The organism is Terriglobales bacterium (assembly GCA_035573675.1).
Taxonomy (GTDB): domain Bacteria; phylum Acidobacteriota; class Terriglobia; order Terriglobales; family Acidobacteriaceae; genus DATMAB01.
Genome location: DATMAB010000014.1, coordinates 1 through 20,420 on the forward strand (window position 1 = coordinate 1; position 20,420 = coordinate 20,420).

Genomic DNA, 20,420 nt, shown 5'->3' on the forward strand with positions numbered 1-20,420 from the left:
GCGGTGGCGCGCGCCAGCCCGCCGAGAAAGCCGCGGGTGGCCATGCTGCGAATGTAGATGCCCGTGTCGGCGTGATGCGACTGCATGCGGATGCGGTCGCCCAGAATGGCGCCGCCGGTGTACGGACTGGTCGGGTCGACGGCGATGATGCCGATGGTGCGGCCCTGGCTGCGGTAGTGGCGCGCCAGTTGGTCCACCAGCGTGCTCTTGCCCGAGCCCGGCGCACCCGTCATGCCCAACACGCGCGCGCCCCGGCTGAGCGGAAACAGCGCCTTGAGCAGCGGTCGCGCTTCCGGAGAGCTATCTTCGACCGCAGAGATGGCGCGGGCAATGGCGCGGGGATCGCCCGCCCGGATTCGCTCCACCCAGGTTTGGATCGGCTGGGACACGCCGGAAGCGCCTAGTGTACCGGGTCAGGTCTCAGGTGTCAGGTCTCAGGTGGCTGGTGGCAGGTCTGAAAGCAGCTTCTGCAGATTGGAACGCTCCTTGTCCTGTGTGGCGTTGAATTGTTGGATTGCGAGTTGCTTCTGCTCGGGCTTTAGGTCGCTGACTCTTTGCAGGAGCAGAGAACAATCCTGTTCCAATCGTCGTATTCTGCGTCGCACTGCTGCGATTCGAGCGCTCAACTTCAAGCTAGTTCCCCGTTGTCGTGGCACCAATACCGGCGAACTCGGCCAGCACGGCCTTGCGCAACAGGTCGGGCGGCAACAGGCCCTGGGAGAGGATGAAGTCGTGGAACTTCTGCTGGTCGAACCTCGTTCCCAGCTTCCCTTCCAATTCGTGGCGCAGGTCCACCAGGCGGGTGTAGCCGTAGAAATACGAGGTCGCCTGCCCGGGAGCGCGGAACGTATAGCGCTCCACTTCCTGGTTGGCCATGGCCTCGGAGAGGACCACTTCCGTGGTCAGCACGTCGTGCGCCTGCTGCGGCGTGACCTTGCCCATCTGCAGCTCGGGGTCGAGGAAGGCGCGGGCTGCACGCTGCAGGCGGAACTGCAGCGAGCAGAGCTGTCCCTCCAGCGGCATGTAGGGCTTGATGATGGCCTCCGAGTACAGTCCCCAGCCTTCGACGTTGGTGCTGTTGAAGGCGTAGATGACGCGCGCCGTGGAAACCCCTTTCTCGACCATGGCGGCGAACTGCATCTCGTGGCCCGGCCGGGCTTCGTGCGCCACCAGCGACCAGGAAGCCGCCTCGTGGGTGAAGTCGTCCATGCGCTGGGTGGCTTCCCTGGAGCCGGGAGGCGCCGGCACGTTCAGCGGCAGGATGAACTCGCCCATCTCGCCCGTGTTCCCCAGCAGGCGCGGCGGACGCATGTTGGGCGCGGGCAGGCCCGCGCTCTCGGCGGCCGAGGCCAAACGGATGCGCGCCTCCCGCTCCGGAAGCGTGACCAGCTTCTGGCGACGGACGATCTCTTCGATCTGCCCCAATCGATCGCGGTAGTGCGGCAGGATGGCTTCGCCGATCAGTTGTTCCTTCTTCAGCTTGCGGATCACGTCGCGGTAGTCCGTGAGTCCGTCCCAGCCGCGCAGGCGGGCGACTTCGGGCGCGATCTTCTGCATCTCCAGGCGGATCTCACGGAAGGCCTGATGCGCGCGCTCGGCCAGCTCGCCGGGAGGAATGTCCACTCCGTACTGCCGCAGGTTGAAGGCGTAGAGCTCCGGCGGCAGGCGGAAGTCAATGCGCGCTTTAGGCAGGACTTCCTTGCGCAGGAACTCGTCGTAGGCGGCGAGCTGTTCCTCCAGCTTGGCGTACGGTTCCTGGTAGCCTGCGATCTGATACCGCTCGAAGAGCTGCCCGATGCCCTCGACGAAATAGTCGCTGTTCCCCAGGTCTTTTTCCAGTTCCGACTTCACCGGCATCAACAGTGCCGGGTTCTTCATGCGCTCCCGCGTGAGGGCCATGGCCAGTTCCGTCAGAGGCTTGTAGCCCGGCGCCATGCCGGTGTACTTGCGCAGACGGACCAGCGCTGCGGGACGGCGTTGCTCGGCGATCTGGTCGTCCAGCAGGGCTCGGCTCGAATAAAAGAACAGCCGCGCAAGATTGAGATACGGAACCTCGTACTTCTCCTCCAGCAGCGAGCCCTGGATGGATTCTTCCCCTGCCTTGATGAGGATCTCCAGGTCCTGGCGGACCAGGGGGTCCTTTTCCGCAGCCAGACGGGCCTTCAATACGTCCACAGCCTCTGCGGTGGCCTTGCGGATGCGCTCTTCGAAGCCGGGCGTGCGGTCGATGATGTTCTCATCCACACCCTCCACGCCCTGTTGCGCCGCGCTTTCCGGAGAGAATCGGGCCTCGACGTCCAGCAGGAGTCTGGTGTTCTCATCCGAGCGCGCCACCCACGGAGCTTGCTTACGGGCGGGCGCGGCTTCCGGAGCCTGCTGGGCGGTTACAGGCAGGGCGAGAGCGAGACCCAGGAGGCCGGCTGCGGCCCTGCGCCAAGAAGGAAGAATTCTCGGAAGGCCCATGAAATCCCTTTCTGTCGTGGCGGACTTTCGCTAGTCCTTCAGCAGTTGCCGGGCGATGACCAGGCGCTGGATCTCGCTGGTGCCTTCGCCGATGGTGCACAGCTTGACGTCCCGGTAGAACTTCTCCGCCGGGTAGTCCTTGATGAAGCCGTAGCCGCCGTGGATCTGCACGCACTCGTTGGCGCAGCGCACCGCCACTTCGCTGGTGTAGAGCTTGGCCATGGACGATTCCATGGTGGTCTTCTCGCCGTTGTCCTTCAGCGTAGCGGCGCGCATGGTGAGCAGGCGCGCGGCGTCGATTTCCGTGGCCATGTCGGCAAGCTTCCACTGGATGGCCTGGAACTCGCAGATGGCGCGGCCAAACTGGCGGCGCTCCTGCGAGTAGCGCAGCGAGGCCTCGAAGGCGCCCTGGGCCATACCCAGGCCGAGCGCGGCAATCGAGATGCGTCCGCCGTCCAGCACCCGCATGGCGTCGATGAAGCCGTCGCCTTCCTTGCCCAGCAGGTTCTCATGCGGAATGACGCAATCTTCGAAGATGAGTTCGGAAGTGTCGGAAGCGCGCAGGCCGAGCTTGTTCTCCTTCTTTCCGGGGCGGAAGCCCGGCGTCCCCTTCTCTACCAGGAAGGCGGAAAGGCCGTGCGTGTGCGCCGCCTTGTCGGTCACGGCGATGACTACCACCACGTCGGCATAGCTGCCGTTCGTGGTAAAGGTCTTGTTGCCGTTCAGCACCCAGCCCTTCTTGGTGCGGGCGGCGGACATGCGGGCGCTGCCGGCGTCGGAGCCGGAACCGGGCTCGGTCAGTCCCCAGGCCCCGATCCACTCGCCGCTGGCCAGCTTGGGCAGGTACTTGCGCTTCTGCTCTTCCGAGCCGGCAATCCAGATGTGGTTGCTGCACAGCGAAGTGTGCGCCGCCACGATGATGCCCACCGAGCCATCCACGCGCGAAAGCTCTTCGATGGCGATGACGTACTCCACGTAGCCCATGCCGGCGCCGCCGTAGTCGGGCGGAAAGATGACGCCCATCAGCCCCAGCTTGCCCAGTTCCTTCAGGACGCCCAGCGGGAATTCGCATTTCTCGTCCCACTCCATCACGTGCGGGCGGATCTCGCGCTCGGCAAACTCGCGCACGTTGCGGCGCAGTTGATGCTGCTCTTCCGTCAGACGAAAATCCACGTGGCGCTCCTGGCGCGCGCGATCCCCGGCGCGCTCAATCGTTTCCTTCGGACCGGTCCCGGGGGGCCCTGTACGGCATGCCGGCCCGGCGGATGGAGGCTTCCACCAGCTCGGCGACCTCGCCCGGCCGCGCATTACGGCGCGCCTTCTGGCGGGAGAAGACCACTTCGTCCCCCACCTTCACTTCCAGCACGCCCACGCCGGCGAACCGCATGCGCGGTGTGATGCCCAGCCGTTCCCGGATCTCCCCTTTGAGGCGTCCCGCCTCCATGAGAATGTCCAGTCAGGTGAAGCAGCGGCGAATCTCAACCTGCATGGGGCTCCCTTCGCCAGCGCCCGGAAACAGCGAAGCTACAGTGTATCGCGCCACGGCTAGGCGCGCGCCAGCTCCTCCCGCGCCATGCGCTCGGCCTCGAACTTAAGGGCGTCGAGCCAGGCGGCGTAGGCCTCCACGGTCTTCTTCTTCATGCCGTCCCCGAAGAAGATGGAGACAAAACCGGAAATGTCCTCCCACGTCTTGAGCAGTGTCGTGCCGTCGGGCTGGGCTTCGAAGCTGAACCAATGCTCGCCCTTCCAGCCGAATCCGCCGCCCGTCCAGGCCACTTTGCCCGGCGGCGCGCATTCCAGCACCGTGCACTCGACGGCCATGACCCGCGGCTTCACCAGCTCCATGCGGAACCGGCTGCCCTTCTGCCAGGGCTGGCCGCTGACCCATTTACACGGACCCACGACGCGGTTCCACCAGGCCCACTGCTCCAGGTTCTCGAATTTCTTCCAGACGTGATCGGGACGGCACTTGGCCGTAATGGATTGCTCCAGACGAATCGCCATGCTTGGTTGGTCGGTTCCTCTCTCGAATGAAAAATGTCAGTGCTTGCAGATGGCGGAAACGGCTGCCAGGGCGCGGGCGCAGTCCTCGTGGTCCACGTCCCGGTGCGTGACGAAGCGCATGCGCTCCGGGCTGATGCCGTTGGCGCGCAGGCCCCGCGCCGCCAGCATGTCCGTGAAGCGGGGAGTGTGCATGCCCGTGCCGCTGATGTCGAAAATCACGATGTTGGTCACTACCTTCGATGCATCGAGACGGATGCCCGGTACACCCGCCAGCCCATCGGCCAGGAAGCGCGCGTTCTCGTGGTCGCGGGCCAGGTGGCGCGGGCCGTCTTCGAGCGCGATCAGCCCGGCCGCGGCCAGCACGCCCGCCTGCCGCATGCCGCCGCCCAGCGCCTTGCGATAGCTGCGTGCCTGGTCGATCAGGCTGCGGCTGCCCACCAGCAGCGAGCCCACCGGCGCTCCCAGTCCCTTCGACAGGCAGAACATCACCGAATCAAACTTGCGGGTCAACTCGGCTACGGTGCGGCCCAGCGCCACCGCTGCGTTGAAGATGCGCGCGCCATCCAGATGCACCGGCAGCCCGCGCTCGTGCGCCCGGTCGCAGATTTCCTCCGCCACCTCCGGCGGATATACGGTGCCGCCGGCCATGTTGTGCGTGTTCTCCAGCGCGATCAGCCCTGTGGGTGCGCGGTAGTAGATGCGTGGCGCGATGCGCTTCTCGATCTCACCCCAGCTCAGGATTCCGTCCTCGCCCCGCACCGGCCGCGCGATGCACCCGGAGAAATGCGCCAGCATCGCCATTTCGTAGTCCAGGATGTGGGCGCGCTCCTCGCAGATCACTTCCTGCCCCGGCCGGGTGTGCGCTTTGATGGCGATCTGGTTGCCCATCGTGCCCGAAGGCACGAAGATGGCCGCCTCGCGCTGGAAGATCTCCGCCGCCCGCTGCTCCAAGCGGTTCACCGTCGGGTCTTCGCCGTAAACGTCGTCGCCGACCTCGGCTTCGGCCATGGCGCGGCGCATCTCCGGCGTCGGCTGCGTCACCGTGTCCGAGCGCAGGTCGATGGCTGCCAGATGCGCGGGTTCGTCCGCCACTGCACCAACTGGTGCCGCCTTGGATTTCATGACCAAACCACTAATTTACCGTATGCGACGCGCCGAGCGCCCGTTTTTGCCGCGGCGCCCGCTATTGGACCTTGACTCGGGCCGCGATCCGGGCCCGGCGTGGATCGTCCGGGTCAAGGCCGAGGATGTCGGGCAGGTCCTCCACCGTGCCGATGGAGACAAAGCGCTCGAATACTTCGTTCGAAAGCAGCCGCCCTCTGGGAGTCAAGAACAGGCTGCCCTGATGCAGCCGGACCAGCCCGTCCCGCAGCAGGTCGGCAATCTTGTCGTCGAGCTCCTGCACCTCCTCCTGGCCGAACTTTGACGCGGCTTCCGCCAGCTCCACCCCACAGTTCAGTCGCAGACCCAGGAAGAACGTCTCCTCCAGCGCCGAGCTCCGCGAAATCAGGTCGCAGGGGGCTTCCCCGTCCCACTTCAGGAACTCCTCGAGATCCCAAGGCGTTCTGAAGCGAATCGCGTCCACGCCCGCATCACTCAGGCTGGGCCCAGCCGGCAGCATCGAGTGCGCATCCACGCCGAAGCCCAGATACGGCTGCCGGGTCCAGTACTTCAGGTTGTGGCGCGACTCGGCGCCCGCTCGGGCGAAGTTCGAAATCTCGTACTGGCGGATGCCGGCCCCCTCCAGCTCTTCGCACGCCAAAGTGTAAAAGTCGGCCACCGCATCCTCATCCGGGACAAAGTGGGCGTGGTAGCGCGTGCCGCCCGCGATCAGCTCGCGCCCCAGCCGCGAATCTTCATCCACCTCCAGCATGTACACGCTCACGTGCGGCACGCCGGTAGCGATGGCGTCGTCGAGCGAGCTCCGCCAGCTCTCCGCCGTCTGGTGCGGCAGCCCGGCGATCAGGTCCAGATTCAGGTTGGCGATGCCCGCTTCGCGCAGCCGGGCAATGTCATCGAGCACGATGGCCCGAGTGTGCCGCCTGCCGACGGCGGCCGCCTCGCCATCCACAAACGACTGCACACCCAGCGACACCCGGTTGACCCCCAGCCGCACCAGCGCCCCGATCATCTCCGGCATGAGCGTGCCTGGAGCGCACTCCACCGTGATTTCCGCGTCCCTCGCCACGGCGAAGTGCTTGCGGACGGCATCGAACACGTGCTCCAGCAAGTCCGGCGGCAGCAGCGACGGCGTTCCCCCGCCGAAGTAGATGCTGTCCACGTCGCGCTCGAAGCGCCCGCCCATTTCCTCCGCCGTCTGCTCCGCACGCGCAATCTCGGCGCACACCCCCTGCACGTAGGCCCGAAACCGCTCCCCTGAAAACACGTCCGAGGCGAAGTTGCAATAGCTGCACTTCGTCTTGCAGAACGGCACGGAAACGTACAGGCCCAGAGGCATCGCGAATTACCCAATCACCAAATCTCCAAATTTGCCAAATGAAATTATCCCACTCTGCAACCTTCCCCGCCCCATGACAATCTACAATCCCAGGGCTATGGCGCGGCGCGTGGTCATCACCGGTATGGGCGTGGTGAGCCCCAACGGCATCGGCAACCATGCCTTCTGCGATGCCGTCCTGGCAGGCGCCAGCGGCGTGGGCCGCATCACCCGCTTCGAGCCCGACGGCCTCCCGGTGCACATCGCCGGCGAAGTGCGCGACTTCGACGAGACCGCCTGGGTGGAGCCGCGCGAGCGCAAGCACGTTTCGCGCGTCGTGCCACTCGCCCTGGCCGCTTCCGCGGAAGCCCTGGCGGAAGCGGACCTCGATCCCGCCCGCATGTCGCTCGACGAGAAGCGCTCCATCGGCGTGCTGCTGGGCACGGGCGGCGGCCCCCAGGATTTCTCCGAAGCCCAGTATCGTTTGTGGCTGGAAGGCAAAATCAAGCAGGTCAGCATCTTCAGCATTCCCAGCGGGACTATGGGGACGCTCTCCAGCGAGATCAGCATGCGCTTCGGCTTTCGCGGCCCCAGCCAGGTGGTCACCTCGGGCTGCACGTCTTCGACCGACGCGCTGGGCTACGCCTATCGCCAGATCCAGGCCGGCGTGCTGCCCATGTTCCTGGTGGGCGGTGCCGACGCCCCGCTGGCCTACGGCATCATGAAGGGCTTCACCCTGATGAAGATCCTCACCACCTCCTGGAACCACGAGCCCCAGCGCGGCTCGCGCCCGTTCTCCGCTGATCGCGATGGCTTCGTGCTCGCCGAGGGCGCATGGATGTTCGTGCTCGAGGATCTGGAACACGCCCGCGCGCGTGGCGCACGCATCCATGCCGAAGTGGCGGGTTACGGTTCTACCTGCGAGGCATTCCACCGCGTGCGGCTGGAGGAATGCGGCGAGGAGCCGGCGCGAGCCATGCAAATCGCCATGACGGAAGCCGGCATCGGCCCGCAGCAAGTTGACTACGTCAACCTGCACGGCACCTCCACCGAACTCAACGACCGCATCGAGACCCGCGCCCTCAAGCTGGCTCTCAATTGCAACGCGCACCGAACGCCGATGTCGGCGCTGAAGTCGCAGATCGGCCACCCCCAGGGCGCGTGTGGCGCGGCGGGCGTTGCGGCGACTCTGGTGGCCATGCGCCACGGCCAGCTTCCGCCCACCATCAACCTCGACGTGCCCGACCCCGAATGCGACCTCGACTACGTCCCCTCGCCCGGCCGCAGGGCCGCCATCGAGCACGCCCTGTGCAACTGCATCGCCTTCGGCTCGAAGAACTCGGCGTTGGTGCTGCGGCAGGTGTAGAGGCTGGCCGATGAAACCCCGGCTCGCTTGATTTGTATCAGGGCACGGCTTCAGCCGTGCCGCAGAGTCGCTAAAGATAGTGGGCTTTAGCCCCTGAGGTAGAAGCCTGAACTTCTCTCGGCTGCATTCATGAGATAGCTTCTGGTCTCTTAGAATGAATCAGACCATGCCTTCCGTTCAGATTCCCGCCGCAATCCGAGGGCGCTTGGAAGCTCTCGCCAAGCGAACACGCCGTCCCATCTCGCTCCTTGTAACCTGGGCGATTCGCGAGTACCTCGATGACCAGGAGGACTACTGGATTGCCGCCTCACGACTCCGGCACCCGAGACCCTCGATACCGTTGCAAGAAGCAGTACGTCGGATAGGTCATCGCCGACGCACATATCGCTGAGCCCTCACTACTCGCCCGAGCGTCTATACAATATCTGTTTGGCTCTCTAGGCCGCCTTCATGCACGAAGAAGAAGTCCTCGGCAAAGCCTACGACAGCCGCCTGATGCGGCGGCTGCTCACCTACCTGCGCCCCTACAAGTGGCAGGTGGCGGTGGCGCTGGTGGCCATCGTGTTCAAGGCCGGCTTTGACGTCATCGGGCCCTACCTCACCAAGGTCGCCGTGGACAAGTACCTGGCGCCCGGAACTGCCACAGGCTCCCTGCTTGACCCCTGGCTGAGCCCCGAGCCGCTCATCGGCGTGGCGCAGCTCGCGGCGTTGTATCTGGGCGCGCTGGCCGCCGGCTTCCTGTTCGAGTTCGGCCAGATCTACCTCATGCAATGGGCCGGCCAGAAGGTGATGTTCGACCTGCGCAGCCAGATCTTCCGCCACTTGCAACAGATGCACGTCGGCTTCTTCGACAAGAACCCGGTCGGCCGCCTGGTCACCCGCGTCACCACCGACGTGGACGCGCTCAACGAGATGTTCACCGCCGGCGTGGTCTCCATCTTCGAGGACGTCTTCGTGCTCGCCGGCATCGTCATCATCATGCTCAACATGGAATGGTGGCTGGCGCTCATCACCTTTGCTGTGCTGCCCTTCATCTTCTGGGCCACCATGATTTTTCGCACCAAGGTGCGCGACTCCTACCGGCGCATCCGCGTGGCCATCGCCCGCATCAACGCCTACCTGCAGGAGCACGTCTCCGGCATCGTCGTGCTGCAGCTTTTCAACCGTGAGCAGAAGTCGTACCGGAAGTTCGAAGAGGTTAACGCCGCGCACATGCTGGCCTTCAAGGACGCCATCATGGCCCACGCTGTCTACTACCCGGTGGTCGAGATCCTCTCCGCCGCCGCCATCGCTTCCGTCATCTGGTTCGGCGGCGGCGCTGTCCTCCAGGGCGCGGTCTCGCTCGGCGTGCTCGTCGCCTTCATGCAGTACGCGCAGCGCTTCTTCCGTCCCATCCAGGACCTCAGCGAGAAGTACAACATCCTGCAGTCGGCCATGGCCTCCAGCGAACGCATCTTCAAGCTGCTGGATACCAAAGTCGAAATCGTTTCCCCCGCTGCGCCCAAACGCCCCGATGGCCCCGGCCGCATCGAGTTCGACCACGTCTGGTTCGCCTACCGCTCCGTGCCCGCAGGCGACGGCCAGCCCTCCGGCGACGGCGCTACCCGGCCCGCCGAGCCCGACTGGGTGCTGAAGGACGTTACCTTCACCATCGAGCCGGGTACGACCGCGGCCATCGTCGGCCATACCGGCGCCGGCAAGACCACCATCATCTCGCTGCTGCTGCGTTTCTACGACGTGCAGCGGGGCGCCATCCGCATTGATGGCGTCGACCTGCGCGAAATGGACCTCGCCGAACTCCGCCGCCGCTTCGGAGTCGTCCTGCAGGACCCGTTCCTGTTCAGCGGCACAGTACAGGACAACATCCGTCTCGGCACCTCCTGGATCGAGGAAGAAGACGTGGAGCGTGCCGCCGAGGAGGTCAACATCGCCGACTTCATCCGCACCCTGCCCGGCGGCTTCCGCGAGCCGGTGCTCGAGCGCGGCTCCACCCTTTCCACCGGGCAGAAGCAGCTCATCTCCTTCGCCCGCGCCCTGGCCCACAACCCGCGGATCCTGGTGCTCGACGAGGCCACCTCCAGCGTGGACACGGAAACCGAGCTGCGCGTCCGCGAGGCGCTGGCGCGCATGGTCGAAGGGCGCACCTCGCTCATCATCGCCCACCGCCTCTCCACTATCCAGCGCGCCGACGTCATCCTGGTGATGCACAAGGGAAAGCTGCGCGAGATGGGTTCGCACCAGCAACTGCTCGCCCAGCGCGGCATATACTGGAAGCTCTACCAGCTCCAGTACAAGGACCAGGAAGCCGCCGTCACCGCCGACGACTGAGGTGTGATGGAAGAGCGGTCTTTATAGGTGCCAGCAGAACCGTGCCCACATGTGTCATTCCGAGCGAAGCGAGCAATCCCTACCTCGACAGGGTCCTCCGGGTATGAGGATGCTTCACTTCGCTGAATTGACCATCGGGCTACAGCCCGCCGCAGGCGGGCGCAAGGACATGTAGCCCACGGCGTAAGCCGTGGGTATTCGAAGGCAAGATGACCAAGCCCCGTAGGGGCGCCCGACCGTGACACGCTGCCTCATCCCAATCCTGATTCTCCTGCTGCTCCCAGCCGCCGCGCAGGACACGCCCACTTCCAAACCCGTCAAGGAATACAACGAAGACGAACCCGCTCAGCCTCAGAAACCCGTCAAGGAATACTCGGAGTCGGAAGCGCAAATCTCCCGACCCGCTCCTGCCTCTGCGCCCTCGACCCTCACCGCCAAGGAGCAGGAACTACGCGCCATCGCCGAGCGTTTCGCTCCCATCATCTATCAGCGCCTGGCCGGCACTGCGGAAGACTATCGTTTCGACTATCCCACCAACTTCGATTTCGACGGCGACTGGGTGGGCAACAATAACTGGGCCAACGCCGCGGATTCCCGCTACAAGCTCTGGTCGTTCGTTTACTACTCCGTGATCGAAGGCGAGGATCACTACTACCTGCACTATGCCGTCTACCATCCGCGCGACTGGTCGGTCGTGCAATCTACCTACGAGACGATTCTCGACAAGGTGCAGGAAAAATACGGCGAGATCTTCGGCGAAAAGACCCGCAAAGACGTTGAGTTCAACCACGAGAACGACCTCGAAGGGGCGCTGGTCATCGTGGCCAAGCACGCCGAGGGCGGACCGGCGGTCATCGCCATGGAGACCGTGGCGCACAACCGCCTGCTGCGCTGGGTGGCGCCCGAGGCGCGATATCTGCGAATCACCAGCGGACAGCCCCGCCAGCGCCTGCGCCTGGAGGACGGCCGCCCCATCCTTTACATCGAGTCGCAGAAGCACGGCATTCACGCCTGGCAGGGCGAAGAGTCGACCGAAGAAGACGGGCCGATTCTGGTGCTGCGCTACGGCAAGGCTACGGAGTTCTCGCAGGTCAAGGGCTTCGAAACCACCTACGAACTGGTTTCGCTGCAGAAGACCTGGTGGAAGCAAGCCCGCGAGGCGCGCCAGCCCAACCAGACCTTTGGCACCGTGGTGGACTTCGGCGACCGTTTCTGCGCCGTCCCCGGCGCCCGCCGCCCCGACTGCGAACTGGGCACGGTGGGAGGCGCCATCCGCGGCGACTATGCCCGTCCCAACGCTGCCTCCGCCCCCTGGAACTGGATCGACCTCGATGACGAGAGCCTTCCCCTCGGCGCCTGGTTCTTCGATCCCGCCCTCATCCTTCGCCGGCACTTCGGCCAGTTCGACAGCGACGAACGCTACCTCTACAACCCCTACCTCGGCATCGCGGCCGATGCCGCCGCGCCCCAGGTCACGGCCCGCTGATGCGCTTCCTCATCTCCGCCGGTGAAGCCTCGGGCGAACTGTACGGCGCGCAACTCATCGCCGCCCTCAAGAGGCGCATTCCCGCCAGCGAGTTCTTCGGCGTTGGCGGGGAGCAGATGCGCGCCGCAGGCTGCGACACGGTCATCGACTCCAGCCGCCTTTCCGTGGTCGGCATCACCGAGATCGTCGCCCATCTGCCGCGCATCTACGGCGACTTCCGCCGCCTCATCGCGGAAGCCGACCGCCGCAAGCCTCAGGCCGCCATCGTCATCGACTCCCCTGCCTTCAACTTCCGCGTGGCGCGCGAGATGCACCGCCGCGGCGTCCCCGTCATTTATTACGTGTGCCCGCAGCTCTGGGCCTGGCGCGGGCGGCGTGTGGAGCGCTTTCACAAGTGGATCAAGAAGGCGCTGGTCATCTTCCCCTTCGAAGAGCAGTGGTATCGCGAGCGGGGCGTGGATGCCGAATACGTCGGCCATCCCCTTGCCGACTTCCCCCCGCCCTCGGCCACGCGCGCCGAATTCGCCGCCGCCAACCAGCTCGATCCCGACCGTCCCTGGGTGGCCTTGCTGCCCGGGAGCCGGGCGCGAGAAGTGCAGATGATTCTGCCCGCGCTGCTTCAAGCTCTCGAGCGCCTCCCCTCGAAAGTCAGGTTCAGCCATCAATTCATCCTCCCGGTCGCTTCCACGCTGAGTGCGGCTTGGATCAAGGAGCAGTTGGCGCGGCAAGCCTCGACCCATTCCCGTCCCAAAGTCCGCCTGGTCCAGGACGCCCGCGCCGCCCTCACCCAAGCCCGCGCGGCGCTGGTCGCCAGCGGCACGGCGACCGTTGAAGCGGCCCTCGCCGGCACGCCCATGGTGGTGGTGTACCGCGTTTCTCCCCTGACCTGGCGCTTGGGCCGGGGCCTGCTGCGTGTTCCGTTCGTCGCCATGCCCAACCTGATTGTGGGCCGCCAGATCGTGCCCGAACTGCTGCAATCCGAGTTCACGCCGGAAAACGTAGCTCGAGAGTTGGAGCCGCTCCTGGCCGACAGCCCCGCTCGTGAGAAAATGTTGGATGGGCTGGCCGAAGTCCGCAGTCGCCTGAAGGCGGGTGGAACGCAGCCGGCGGCGGATCGGGCGGCGGAGGCCGTGCTGCGCGCCCTGGCTTAGAGCATCTTTTCTGCCCCGGAACTCATCAGAGAACGTGTCGTCGCCAGAGGAAAACCGAATGGACAATTCGCAGGGACGGGGCCGGGCCATCCTCAAGCTGGCGCCCGCCATCGTCCTGTTGCTCGTCTCTACCGCCTTCGCGGCGGAAGCGCCCCGCATCCGCGCCGAAGACTACAGGATCGACGCCGAGCTCTTCCCCGCCGAACACCGCCTGAAGGCCACCGCCCAGGTGCGCTTCACCGCGCTCGACGACATCTCCACCGCCGTCTTCGAGCTGCACAACGCCCTGCGGCCCACGCGCGTCACTGACGCCCAGGGCCGCGAGCTTTCCGTCGAACGCGTCACCCAGGATTCCACCGTGCGCGTCATGCTCCCGGCCGGTCTGGCCAAGGGCGCAAGCACCACCCTCAACTTCGACTACGAAGGCGTCCTCCAGTCGGCGGTGGATAGTCCCGTCTACGGACTCAGCCTGGCCTATGTCGGTCCCGACACCTCCTATCTGCTCTACTCCGGCCGCTGGTTCCCGGTGACGGGATGGAACCTGCACCGCTTCACGGCCACCATGAATATCACTGTCCCTCAGGGCTACACCGTGGTGGGCAGTGGGCGCACCAACATCGTAGCCGGCGGATTGCCGCTCAAGACCATGCCCGCCGCCCAGGCGAAAGCCCGGACGCAGCCCACTCCCGTCGCGCGCGAACCGAAAATGACCTACTCGTTCGCATGGATGAAGCCCAGCTTCCCCGGGACCATCATCGCCGGCCGCTTCCAGGAAGCGGTGAGCGAGGCGGGCGGCGTCACCGTGCGCACCTACTTCAAGCCCGAGCACAAGGACCTGATCGGCGCCTACACCGACACCGCGGTGAAAGAGTTCCAGGTGTTCTCCTCCATGTACGGCGGAGCGCCTTCGCCCATTCTCCATTTGGTCGAGTTGCCCGAGGACACGCTGCCTTCGGCCTGGGCGCCGGAGATTGCGGCGCTGGTTTCGCGCGCCATCACCGACCCGCCCAACTATCGCCTGCTGGCCAACACCATCGCCCACCAGTGGTGGGGAGTTTCCGTCTCCGCCGCCTCCATGGACGACGCCTGGCTCACCGACGGCTTCGCCCGCTACTCGGAGGCCCGCTACGTCGAGGTGGTGGCCGGTCCGGCCGGCTACCAGGAGATGGCCAAGGACATGTCCGTCGGCGCCCTCGCCTATGACACCGTGCCGCTGGGCAGCGTCAGCCGCCTGGATCCCTTCTCTCCTGAGTTCCAGTCCCTGGTCACCGAAAAAGGCGCCATGGTGCTGCACATGCTCCGCTGGGTGCTGGGCGACACCAATTTCGACAACGCCCTGCGCACCTTCGCCACCCAGTTCGCCGGCAAGGCCGCGACCGCCGAGGACTTCCGCAAGGTGGCCGAGTTCGCGCACGGCGCGAGCCTCAATCCGTTCTTCTCCCAGTGGCTCTATTCCACCGGCGCGCCCGAGTTCAAGAACAAGTACACCGTCTACCGCGTGGAAAAAGGCTTCCGCATCGTGGGCGAGATCAGCCAGGACCTCGACCTGTTCCGCATGCCCATGGAGCTGCGCATCGATACCGACGGCCCCACCGAGACACGACGCATCGAAGTCGTGGGGACGGCTTCGCCCTTCGCCGTCGATGTGCCCACCAAGCCGCGCCGCATCCAGATCGACCCCAATAACTGGGTGCTCAAGAACTATCCCGACTTGAAGGTCCGCGTAGCCATCCTGCGCGGGCAGCAACTGGTGCAGCAGGGCGCGCTGGCCGAAGCGCTGGCCGAATTCCAGAAGGCGCTGGACGCCAACAAGAACAGTTCGCTCGCCCACTACCGCATCGCCGAGGTCTTCTTCCTGCAGCGCAATTACCAGGCCGCCGCCAACTCCTACCGCGACTCCCTGAGCGGCGACGGCGAACCCCGCTGGACCGAAGTTTGGAGCCGCATCCAGTTGGGCAAAATCTACGACGTCACCGGGCAGCGCGAGCGTGCCGTCAACGAATATCGCCAGGCCCTGCAGACCAACGACAACACCCAGGGCGCTCTCGACGAAGCCCGCCGCTACCTCGATTCGCCTTACACGGGGGAGCGCAAGAGCGGACTCTAGCCGTTCTTTTCGGTGGAAGAGCCGGGCTTTAGCCCGGCGTTCCGGCACGTCCACGGAACTTACCCGACCCTCGCTCCGACGAGTCCGCCGCTAGGCGGACGAGGAAGGCGCGAGGGCCGGGCAGCGCAACGACTAACGCCCGAACGCCAACCCGCGAATCCCCTCCTTCGTGACTCCCTTGCCCAGCACCAGCACCTGGAAGCTCTCGCCCATGCCCGCAGGCGACACCAGGTGCTTGAGCTGCAGCGCGACCTTGGCGCGCTCCTGCGGCATCCGGCAATCTTCGAAGGCGTCGGCGAACTGGTTCGCTTCCCCGATCCCCATCAGGAACTGCGCCTGCGTCACCAGGCCCAGCACGTCGAGCCCGGCCTCGCGCGCCGCACCGGAGAGCGCGGTGAAGTTCACGTGCGCGGTGATGTCCTGCTCCCCCGGAGCGTCGTAGGGATTCGCGCTCGCCGTGTGCCGTCGGTAGGCCATCACCGTGCCGCGATGCCGCCCGGCCAGCAATTCTTCGCGCGTGTAGCCGTAATCGATCAGCACGAAGAACGCGCGCTCGGCAATCCGCGCCATGCGCGACACCCAGCGCTGCGCTTCCAGGCCCGCTTCCACCCGCTCGCCGTCTTCCGGATGCACGCCATACAGGTCCAGACACTCCAACACCTCTCGCGTCGGCGGGACGAACATTTCCGCAAACCGTCCCTCGTGCGCGCCCACGCGCAACTCACCGCGGGCGTCCAACACTTCGACCGGCAGCGCGTCAAAGAACTCGTTGGCGAATACGATGGCGTGCTGCGCCGGCGCGCTCTCATCCATGTCCACCGCAACGGAAACTTTCTTCTGCGCCACATATTCGCCCAGCCGCTCCTCCAGGCCGCGCCGCAGGCTGGGCGATGATTCCACCAGGCGGCAGTCGAGCGCCGCGAAAAACTGCGGGAGCTTCTTCCTGGACCAGTCGAGGACGTCGCGGGCGAACAGGCCGCAGCCCGGCCCGAGTTCGACGAGCTCCAGCCGCGCCGGTGCTCCCAGGCGTCGCCACATCTCCTCGAACTGGCGGGCCAGCAGCCGCCCGAAAACGGCGTGCACGTCACTCGAGGTGTAGAAATCACCGGCGCGGCCGAACTTCTCCTGCGGCCGGCTGTAGTAACCCTCTTCCGGTTCGTACAGGCACATCTCCATATAGCGCGAGAACGGAATCGGCCCGCGCTGCTCGATTTCCCAGATGATGCGCTCGCGGAGAGACACGTCGTGAATTCTAATCAATCGCAATAAGCAGTAAGCGATAAGCAATAAGCCAACCGCTCAACCGTCTTTGCTTATCGCAAATCGCTTATCGCTGGTCGCCCTTATCCTGCGGCGTCCGCACGAACATCTCGATCAGGTAGTCGTGCAGGCAGTCATAGAGCTGGCGCTGGAAGCTCCACTCGAAGTTGGGATGGTCCAGGTCGCGCGGATGCATTGGGAAGACGTATTCGTGCACCGGGACCGGCGGGTTCTTGAAGTTGATGGTCACCTCGACGCCGTCGCCCTGCTCGCGGGCATCGAAGGTCAGCAGCGGATGCTCGTACTTCCGCAGTTGTTCCCGCACGCGCTGCAAGCGGGCGTTGACGGCCTGTTCCGACATGATCGCATTCTATCGGCAGGATCACCTGGCGATTCAAACAGAGTTGACGAACGAGCAAGCGGTCAGCACTCGGCACTCAGGAATCAGCAGTCAGTCACTGATTCAATGATTCAATTCCCTCACTCGTACCTTAGCGCCTCGATGGGATCGAGCCGTGAGGCCTTGATGGCCGGGAGCATGCCGCTGATCAATCCCACGAGGCCCAGGATCACCGTGGCCACCAGGAGCGTGAAGGGATCGATGGCGAGCTGGATATCGCCCGCGGTGGCGTTCTTGGCGATGGCGCTATAGAGCGTCAGCGAGCCCGCCGACCAGGAGATGGCGTAGGCGATGGCCACGCCCAGCAATCCGCCAGCAAAGGTGATGACCAGCGCCTCGGCCAGGAACTGGAACAGGATGTCGCGGCGGCGCGCGCCCAGGGCCTTTTCCACCCCAATCTCGCGCGTGCGCTGCGTCACCGAAACCAGCATGATGTTCATCAGCCCCACGCCCCCGATGCCCAGGGTCAAGGTCCCGATGAACGCCAACAGGATGCGCAGGCCGGCCGAGATGACGTGGAACTGCTTGAGGTCTTTCATGGTGTTGAACACCCACACGGCGCGCTTGTCCTTGGGATTGAAGCCATGCGTCTGGCCCAGCACCGTGCGCACCTGGGTTTCCACCTTCTCGTATTCCATGCCCTCGTAGTCGAGGAAGATGCCGTTCAAATAGTAGGTGTCTTTCAGGTCGCTCATGGTGGTGAAGGGAATGTAGACCTGGGTGTTGATGTTGTCGTTGCCTTCCGACATCTTGGGCTTGAGGAATCCGATGACTTCGAAGCTGATGCCGCCGATCCGCACCTTCTCGCCCAGGGCATATTGTCCGGAGAACAGCTTGAGCTTGGAATCCGAGCTCAATACCACCACCCGGGCGCGGGCATCGGCGTCTCCTTCGTTGAAGAAGCGGCCCTGCTCGATTTCCAGGTTGCGCATTCGGGCCAGGCCGGGATAGCAGCCGACCACCTCCCAGTCGTAGTTGCGCGCATCGCGCTGGACGCTGGTGTTGTGCCAGGCCATGGGACTGATGCGGCTCACCAGCGGCACACCGGCGCGGATGCGCTCCACGTCGTCCATGGTCAGGCGGATCTCGGTGCCCGCTTTGGACCCGCCGGCCTGCATCGAGGTGCGGCCTGGGAAGACGCCGATCATCTTGGCGCCAAAGTTGGCGAAGATGTTCTCGATGGCCCGCTGGAAGCCGGCCCCGTAGGCCAGCAGCAGCACCACGGTGGCGATGCCCCAGGCCATGCCCAGCATGGTGAGCGTGGCGCGGCTGCGATTGTGCCGCAGCGACCCGTACGCCTGTCCCATCAAATCGCGAACCATCTCTCCGCCTTCCCTGCCTCCTGCTTGCTGCCGCCTGCCCCTCTATTCTTGTCGCAGCGCTTCCACCGGCTGCATGAGCGCTGCCTTGCGCGCGGGATACAACCCGGCCACGATGCCGGCGAACGCCAGCGAGAGCACGGCCACGGTGGCCGACGAGGGCACGAGCCGCGGCGTGTCGAAGCCTTCCGGCGCCGGCAACTGCGCCAGGGCCAGCATGAGCCCGGCCGCTGCGGCGATCCCCACGGCTCCGCTGATGAGCGTAAGGAACGCGCCTTCCAGGAAAAACTGCGTGAGGATGCTGCGGTTGGTTGCGCCCAGCGCCTTGCGCAGCCCGATCTCCTTGGTGCGCTCGGTCACCGAGACCAGCATGATGTTGATGATGCCGATAGCGCCCAGCGCCAGGGTCACCAGTCCCACCCCGCCCAGGAACAGGTTCATGGCGTCGAAGATCTTGCCGATGGTCTTCTGCGACTCGATGGTGTCCCAATCCCACCAGGCGTCTTCGATGCGATAGTCAAAGCCCTTGCGCTTGGCGATGATTTTCCGCACTTCCATCTTGGCCAGCTCGTGCTCTTCCGTAGTGCGCGGCGTGAAGTTCAAAAAGCTGACCGCATCCGGGATAGGGTCTTCTTTCTCGGGGAAGTATGACCGCATGGTCTGGAACGGAATGAACACGCGCATGTCGGTCATGCTGGACTCGCCCCGCATCTTCTCGATCGAGCCGATCACCGTGAAGCGCATGCCGTTCAGCAGGATGGTCTGGCCCAGGTACGGGCGCCCGGGGAACATGTTGCGCCGCATCTCGTCGCCGATGACGCACACGAAGCGGCGCTCGGCGTCGTCCAGATCGTTGAACCAGCGCCCGCCGCTCATGGGCATGTAGCGGATCTTGTCGTAACTCGCCATCACCCCGAACACCTGCCCGTTGGTGCTCTGGAACTCGCTCTGCGCCCGGATGTCGCCGCGGTTGATGACCGGCGTCAGGTCCTTCAGGTGCCGGGCCTCGGCCTTCACCGCCAGGTAGTCGTCGTAGTTCAGGTAGAAGCGCCGCATGGAGTTGTAGCTGCCCTCCACCGCCGGAATCCGCCCCCCGAACATGAACATGATGTCCTTGCCGATGGTCTCCAGTTGCCGCTTGTTGCCCGAGCGAAAGCCTTCGCCCAGACCGATTAGCAGCAAGAGCGAGCCCACACCCCAGGCAATCCCGAACATGGTCAGGAAGGAGCGCAGCTTGTGCGCCCACAGGGTGCGCAGCGTCTGCCGGAAAATGTCGAGGAACATCCGCATGATTCTACACCGGTTACTACGCAGCCCGGGCCCGCCCGGTTCCCCCTGGGAGGGAAGGATTAGGGCGCTTCATACTTGGACGAGCCGGATCCCAGAAAGTCACGCTTCGAGAACCTCTAGCTGCCGGTTAAAGGCTCAACTCGCCAGCGGCTGGGGAAGGGCCGGGACGCCAGGCTCGGGAGAGCGGGCGGCTTGCTGCGCTTCCTCGTTTTCCTTCTCCTTTGCTTCGGGTTCGGGCAGGTTGATGGGCTCGCAATCGCGTTCGAGGACATCGGCATCGGCAGGCGGATGGAAATCAACGCCGGGCAGGTTGGCGTGGGCAATCTGCAGGGCGTAGAGCAGCAGGGCGGCGCGGCGGGGCTTGATGCGGCGCGCGCCGAGGGCGCGGAACACGGCAGTGACGGCCACCTGGATGGCGTTGGCGTCCTCGAAGGCGGGCAGGTCGAGGGCGTCGAAGACGGCGGCATCGGAGTCCGGCGGCGAGAGGCGGCGCAAGAGCTGGCGGCGCTGACGGTCGCGCAGGTGGAAATAGCAGAAGCGGTCGCGGCGGAGCGCCGGGGACATGCAGAATGCGCCGTTGGCGTGGACATGGTCGCAGAGGCGAGCTTTCTTGGCTTGAGACATGTTTCTTTCTCCTGATACCCCTCCCCCGGGTATTTCGCGGAAATTCTTGAAGGAGCAGGGACTTAGCGCATTTGGGCGGCGCAAAATCCTGACGCGAAAGGGGTTAGGGGCAAAATCTTGAAAACAGGCTGGTTATTCCTCCAAGCGATTGTAATCTCTCTCAGTATAGCATTACATAGCAGTTT

General features: G+C 64.9%; 17 protein-coding genes. 5 read left to right on the top strand and 12 right to left on the bottom strand.

Annotated features, from left to right (window positions below; translation table 11 throughout):
• The 7 genes from VNK82_05375 to hemW all read right to left on the bottom strand — a co-directional run.
• The coding region (locus VNK82_05375; protein HXE90378.1) for a hypothetical protein at positions 1 to 389 on the bottom strand (389 nt) is incomplete at its 3' end.
• A 244-nt stretch (positions 390 to 633) separates the two neighbouring features.
• Positions 634 to 2,334, bottom strand: coding sequence for a DUF885 domain-containing protein (locus VNK82_05380; GenBank protein HXE90379.1), 1,701 nt, complete (start codon positions 2,332 to 2,334; stop codon positions 634 to 636).
• Positions 2,335 to 2,493: 159 nt separating this feature from the next.
• Positions 2,494 to 3,636 (bottom strand): acyl-CoA dehydrogenase, encoded by a 1,143-nt coding sequence (locus tag VNK82_05385; protein HXE90380.1) that lies wholly within the window; start codon positions 3,634 to 3,636, stop codon positions 2,494 to 2,496.
• A 34-nt stretch (positions 3,637 to 3,670) separates the two neighbouring features.
• Positions 3,671 to 3,907, bottom strand: a complete 237-nt coding sequence (locus VNK82_05390) for a hypothetical protein (protein ID HXE90381.1) — start codon at positions 3,905 to 3,907, stop codon at positions 3,671 to 3,673.
• 101 nt (positions 3,908 to 4,008) lie between these two features.
• Positions 4,009 to 4,467, bottom strand: coding sequence for an SRPBCC domain-containing protein (locus tag VNK82_05395; GenBank protein HXE90382.1), 459 nt, complete (start codon positions 4,465 to 4,467; stop codon positions 4,009 to 4,011).
• A 36-nt stretch (positions 4,468 to 4,503) separates the two neighbouring features.
• The gene (locus VNK82_05400; GenBank protein HXE90383.1) at positions 4,504 to 5,559 is read right to left on the bottom strand and encodes a low specificity L-threonine aldolase; all 1,056 of its coding nucleotides are present in this window, start codon (positions 5,557 to 5,559) and stop codon (positions 4,504 to 4,506) included.
• 91 nt (positions 5,560 to 5,650) lie between these two features.
• On the bottom strand, positions 5,651 to 6,925 hold the full coding sequence (gene hemW / locus VNK82_05405; GenBank protein HXE90384.1) for a radical SAM family heme chaperone HemW: 1,275 nt from the start codon (positions 6,923 to 6,925) through the stop codon (positions 5,651 to 5,653).
• Positions 6,926 to 6,998: 73 nt separating this feature from the next.
• On the opposite strand from hemW, the gene VNK82_05410 reads away from it, so the two are divergent.
• The 5 genes from VNK82_05410 to VNK82_05430 all read left to right on the top strand — a co-directional run bounded on the left by VNK82_05410 (position 6,999) and on the right by VNK82_05430 (position 15,342).
• The gene (locus tag VNK82_05410) at positions 6,999 to 8,270 is read left to right on the top strand and encodes a beta-ketoacyl-[acyl-carrier-protein] synthase family protein (protein ID HXE90385.1); all 1,272 of its coding nucleotides are present in this window, start codon (positions 6,999 to 7,001) and stop codon (positions 8,268 to 8,270) included.
• Between the two features lie 450 nt (positions 8,271 to 8,720).
• Positions 8,721 to 10,598, top strand: a complete 1,878-nt coding sequence (locus VNK82_05415) for an ABC transporter ATP-binding protein (GenBank protein ID HXE90386.1) — start codon at positions 8,721 to 8,723, stop codon at positions 10,596 to 10,598.
• Positions 10,599 to 10,836: 238 nt separating this feature from the next.
• On the top strand, positions 10,837 to 12,084 hold the full coding sequence (locus VNK82_05420) for a hypothetical protein (protein ID HXE90387.1): 1,248 nt from the start codon (positions 10,837 to 10,839) through the stop codon (positions 12,082 to 12,084).
• Positions 12,084 to 13,235: a lipid-A-disaccharide synthase gene (gene lpxB / locus VNK82_05425; GenBank protein HXE90388.1), complete on the top strand. Its 1,152-nt coding sequence runs from the start codon at positions 12,084 to 12,086 to the stop codon at positions 13,233 to 13,235. The genes VNK82_05420 and lpxB overlap by 1 nt, the downstream gene beginning before the upstream one ends.
• Positions 13,236 to 13,293: 58 nt before the next feature.
• Entirely contained in the window at positions 13,294 to 15,342 is a 2,049-nt protein-coding gene (locus tag VNK82_05430; protein ID HXE90389.1) for a M1 family aminopeptidase, read from the top strand.
• Between the two features lie 132 nt (positions 15,343 to 15,474).
• Here the strand turns inward: VNK82_05430 and VNK82_05435 are convergent, their stop codons facing one another.
• From VNK82_05435 to VNK82_05455, 5 genes are all read right to left on the bottom strand, one after another.
• Positions 15,475 to 16,584 carry an SAM-dependent methyltransferase gene (locus VNK82_05435; protein ID HXE90390.1) on the bottom strand — a complete coding sequence of 370 codons (1,110 nt, stop codon included), beginning with the start codon at positions 16,582 to 16,584 and terminating at the stop codon, positions 15,475 to 15,477.
• Between the two features lie 85 nt (positions 16,585 to 16,669).
• Positions 16,670 to 16,963: a hypothetical protein gene (locus tag VNK82_05440; protein HXE90391.1), complete on the bottom strand. Its 294-nt coding sequence runs from the start codon at positions 16,961 to 16,963 to the stop codon at positions 16,670 to 16,672.
• A gap of 119 nt (positions 16,964 to 17,082) precedes the next feature.
• Positions 17,083 to 18,324, bottom strand: a complete 1,242-nt coding sequence (locus VNK82_05445) for an ABC transporter permease (GenBank protein ID HXE90392.1) — start codon at positions 18,322 to 18,324, stop codon at positions 17,083 to 17,085.
• A gap of 42 nt (positions 18,325 to 18,366) precedes the next feature.
• On the bottom strand, positions 18,367 to 19,605 hold the full coding sequence (locus tag VNK82_05450) for an ABC transporter permease (protein HXE90393.1): 1,239 nt from the start codon (positions 19,603 to 19,605) through the stop codon (positions 18,367 to 18,369).
• Between the two features lie 141 nt (positions 19,606 to 19,746).
• The gene (locus tag VNK82_05455) at positions 19,747 to 20,235 is read right to left on the bottom strand and encodes a hypothetical protein (GenBank protein HXE90394.1); all 489 of its coding nucleotides are present in this window, start codon (positions 20,233 to 20,235) and stop codon (positions 19,747 to 19,749) included.
• Positions 20,236 to 20,420: the final 185 nt, after the last annotated feature.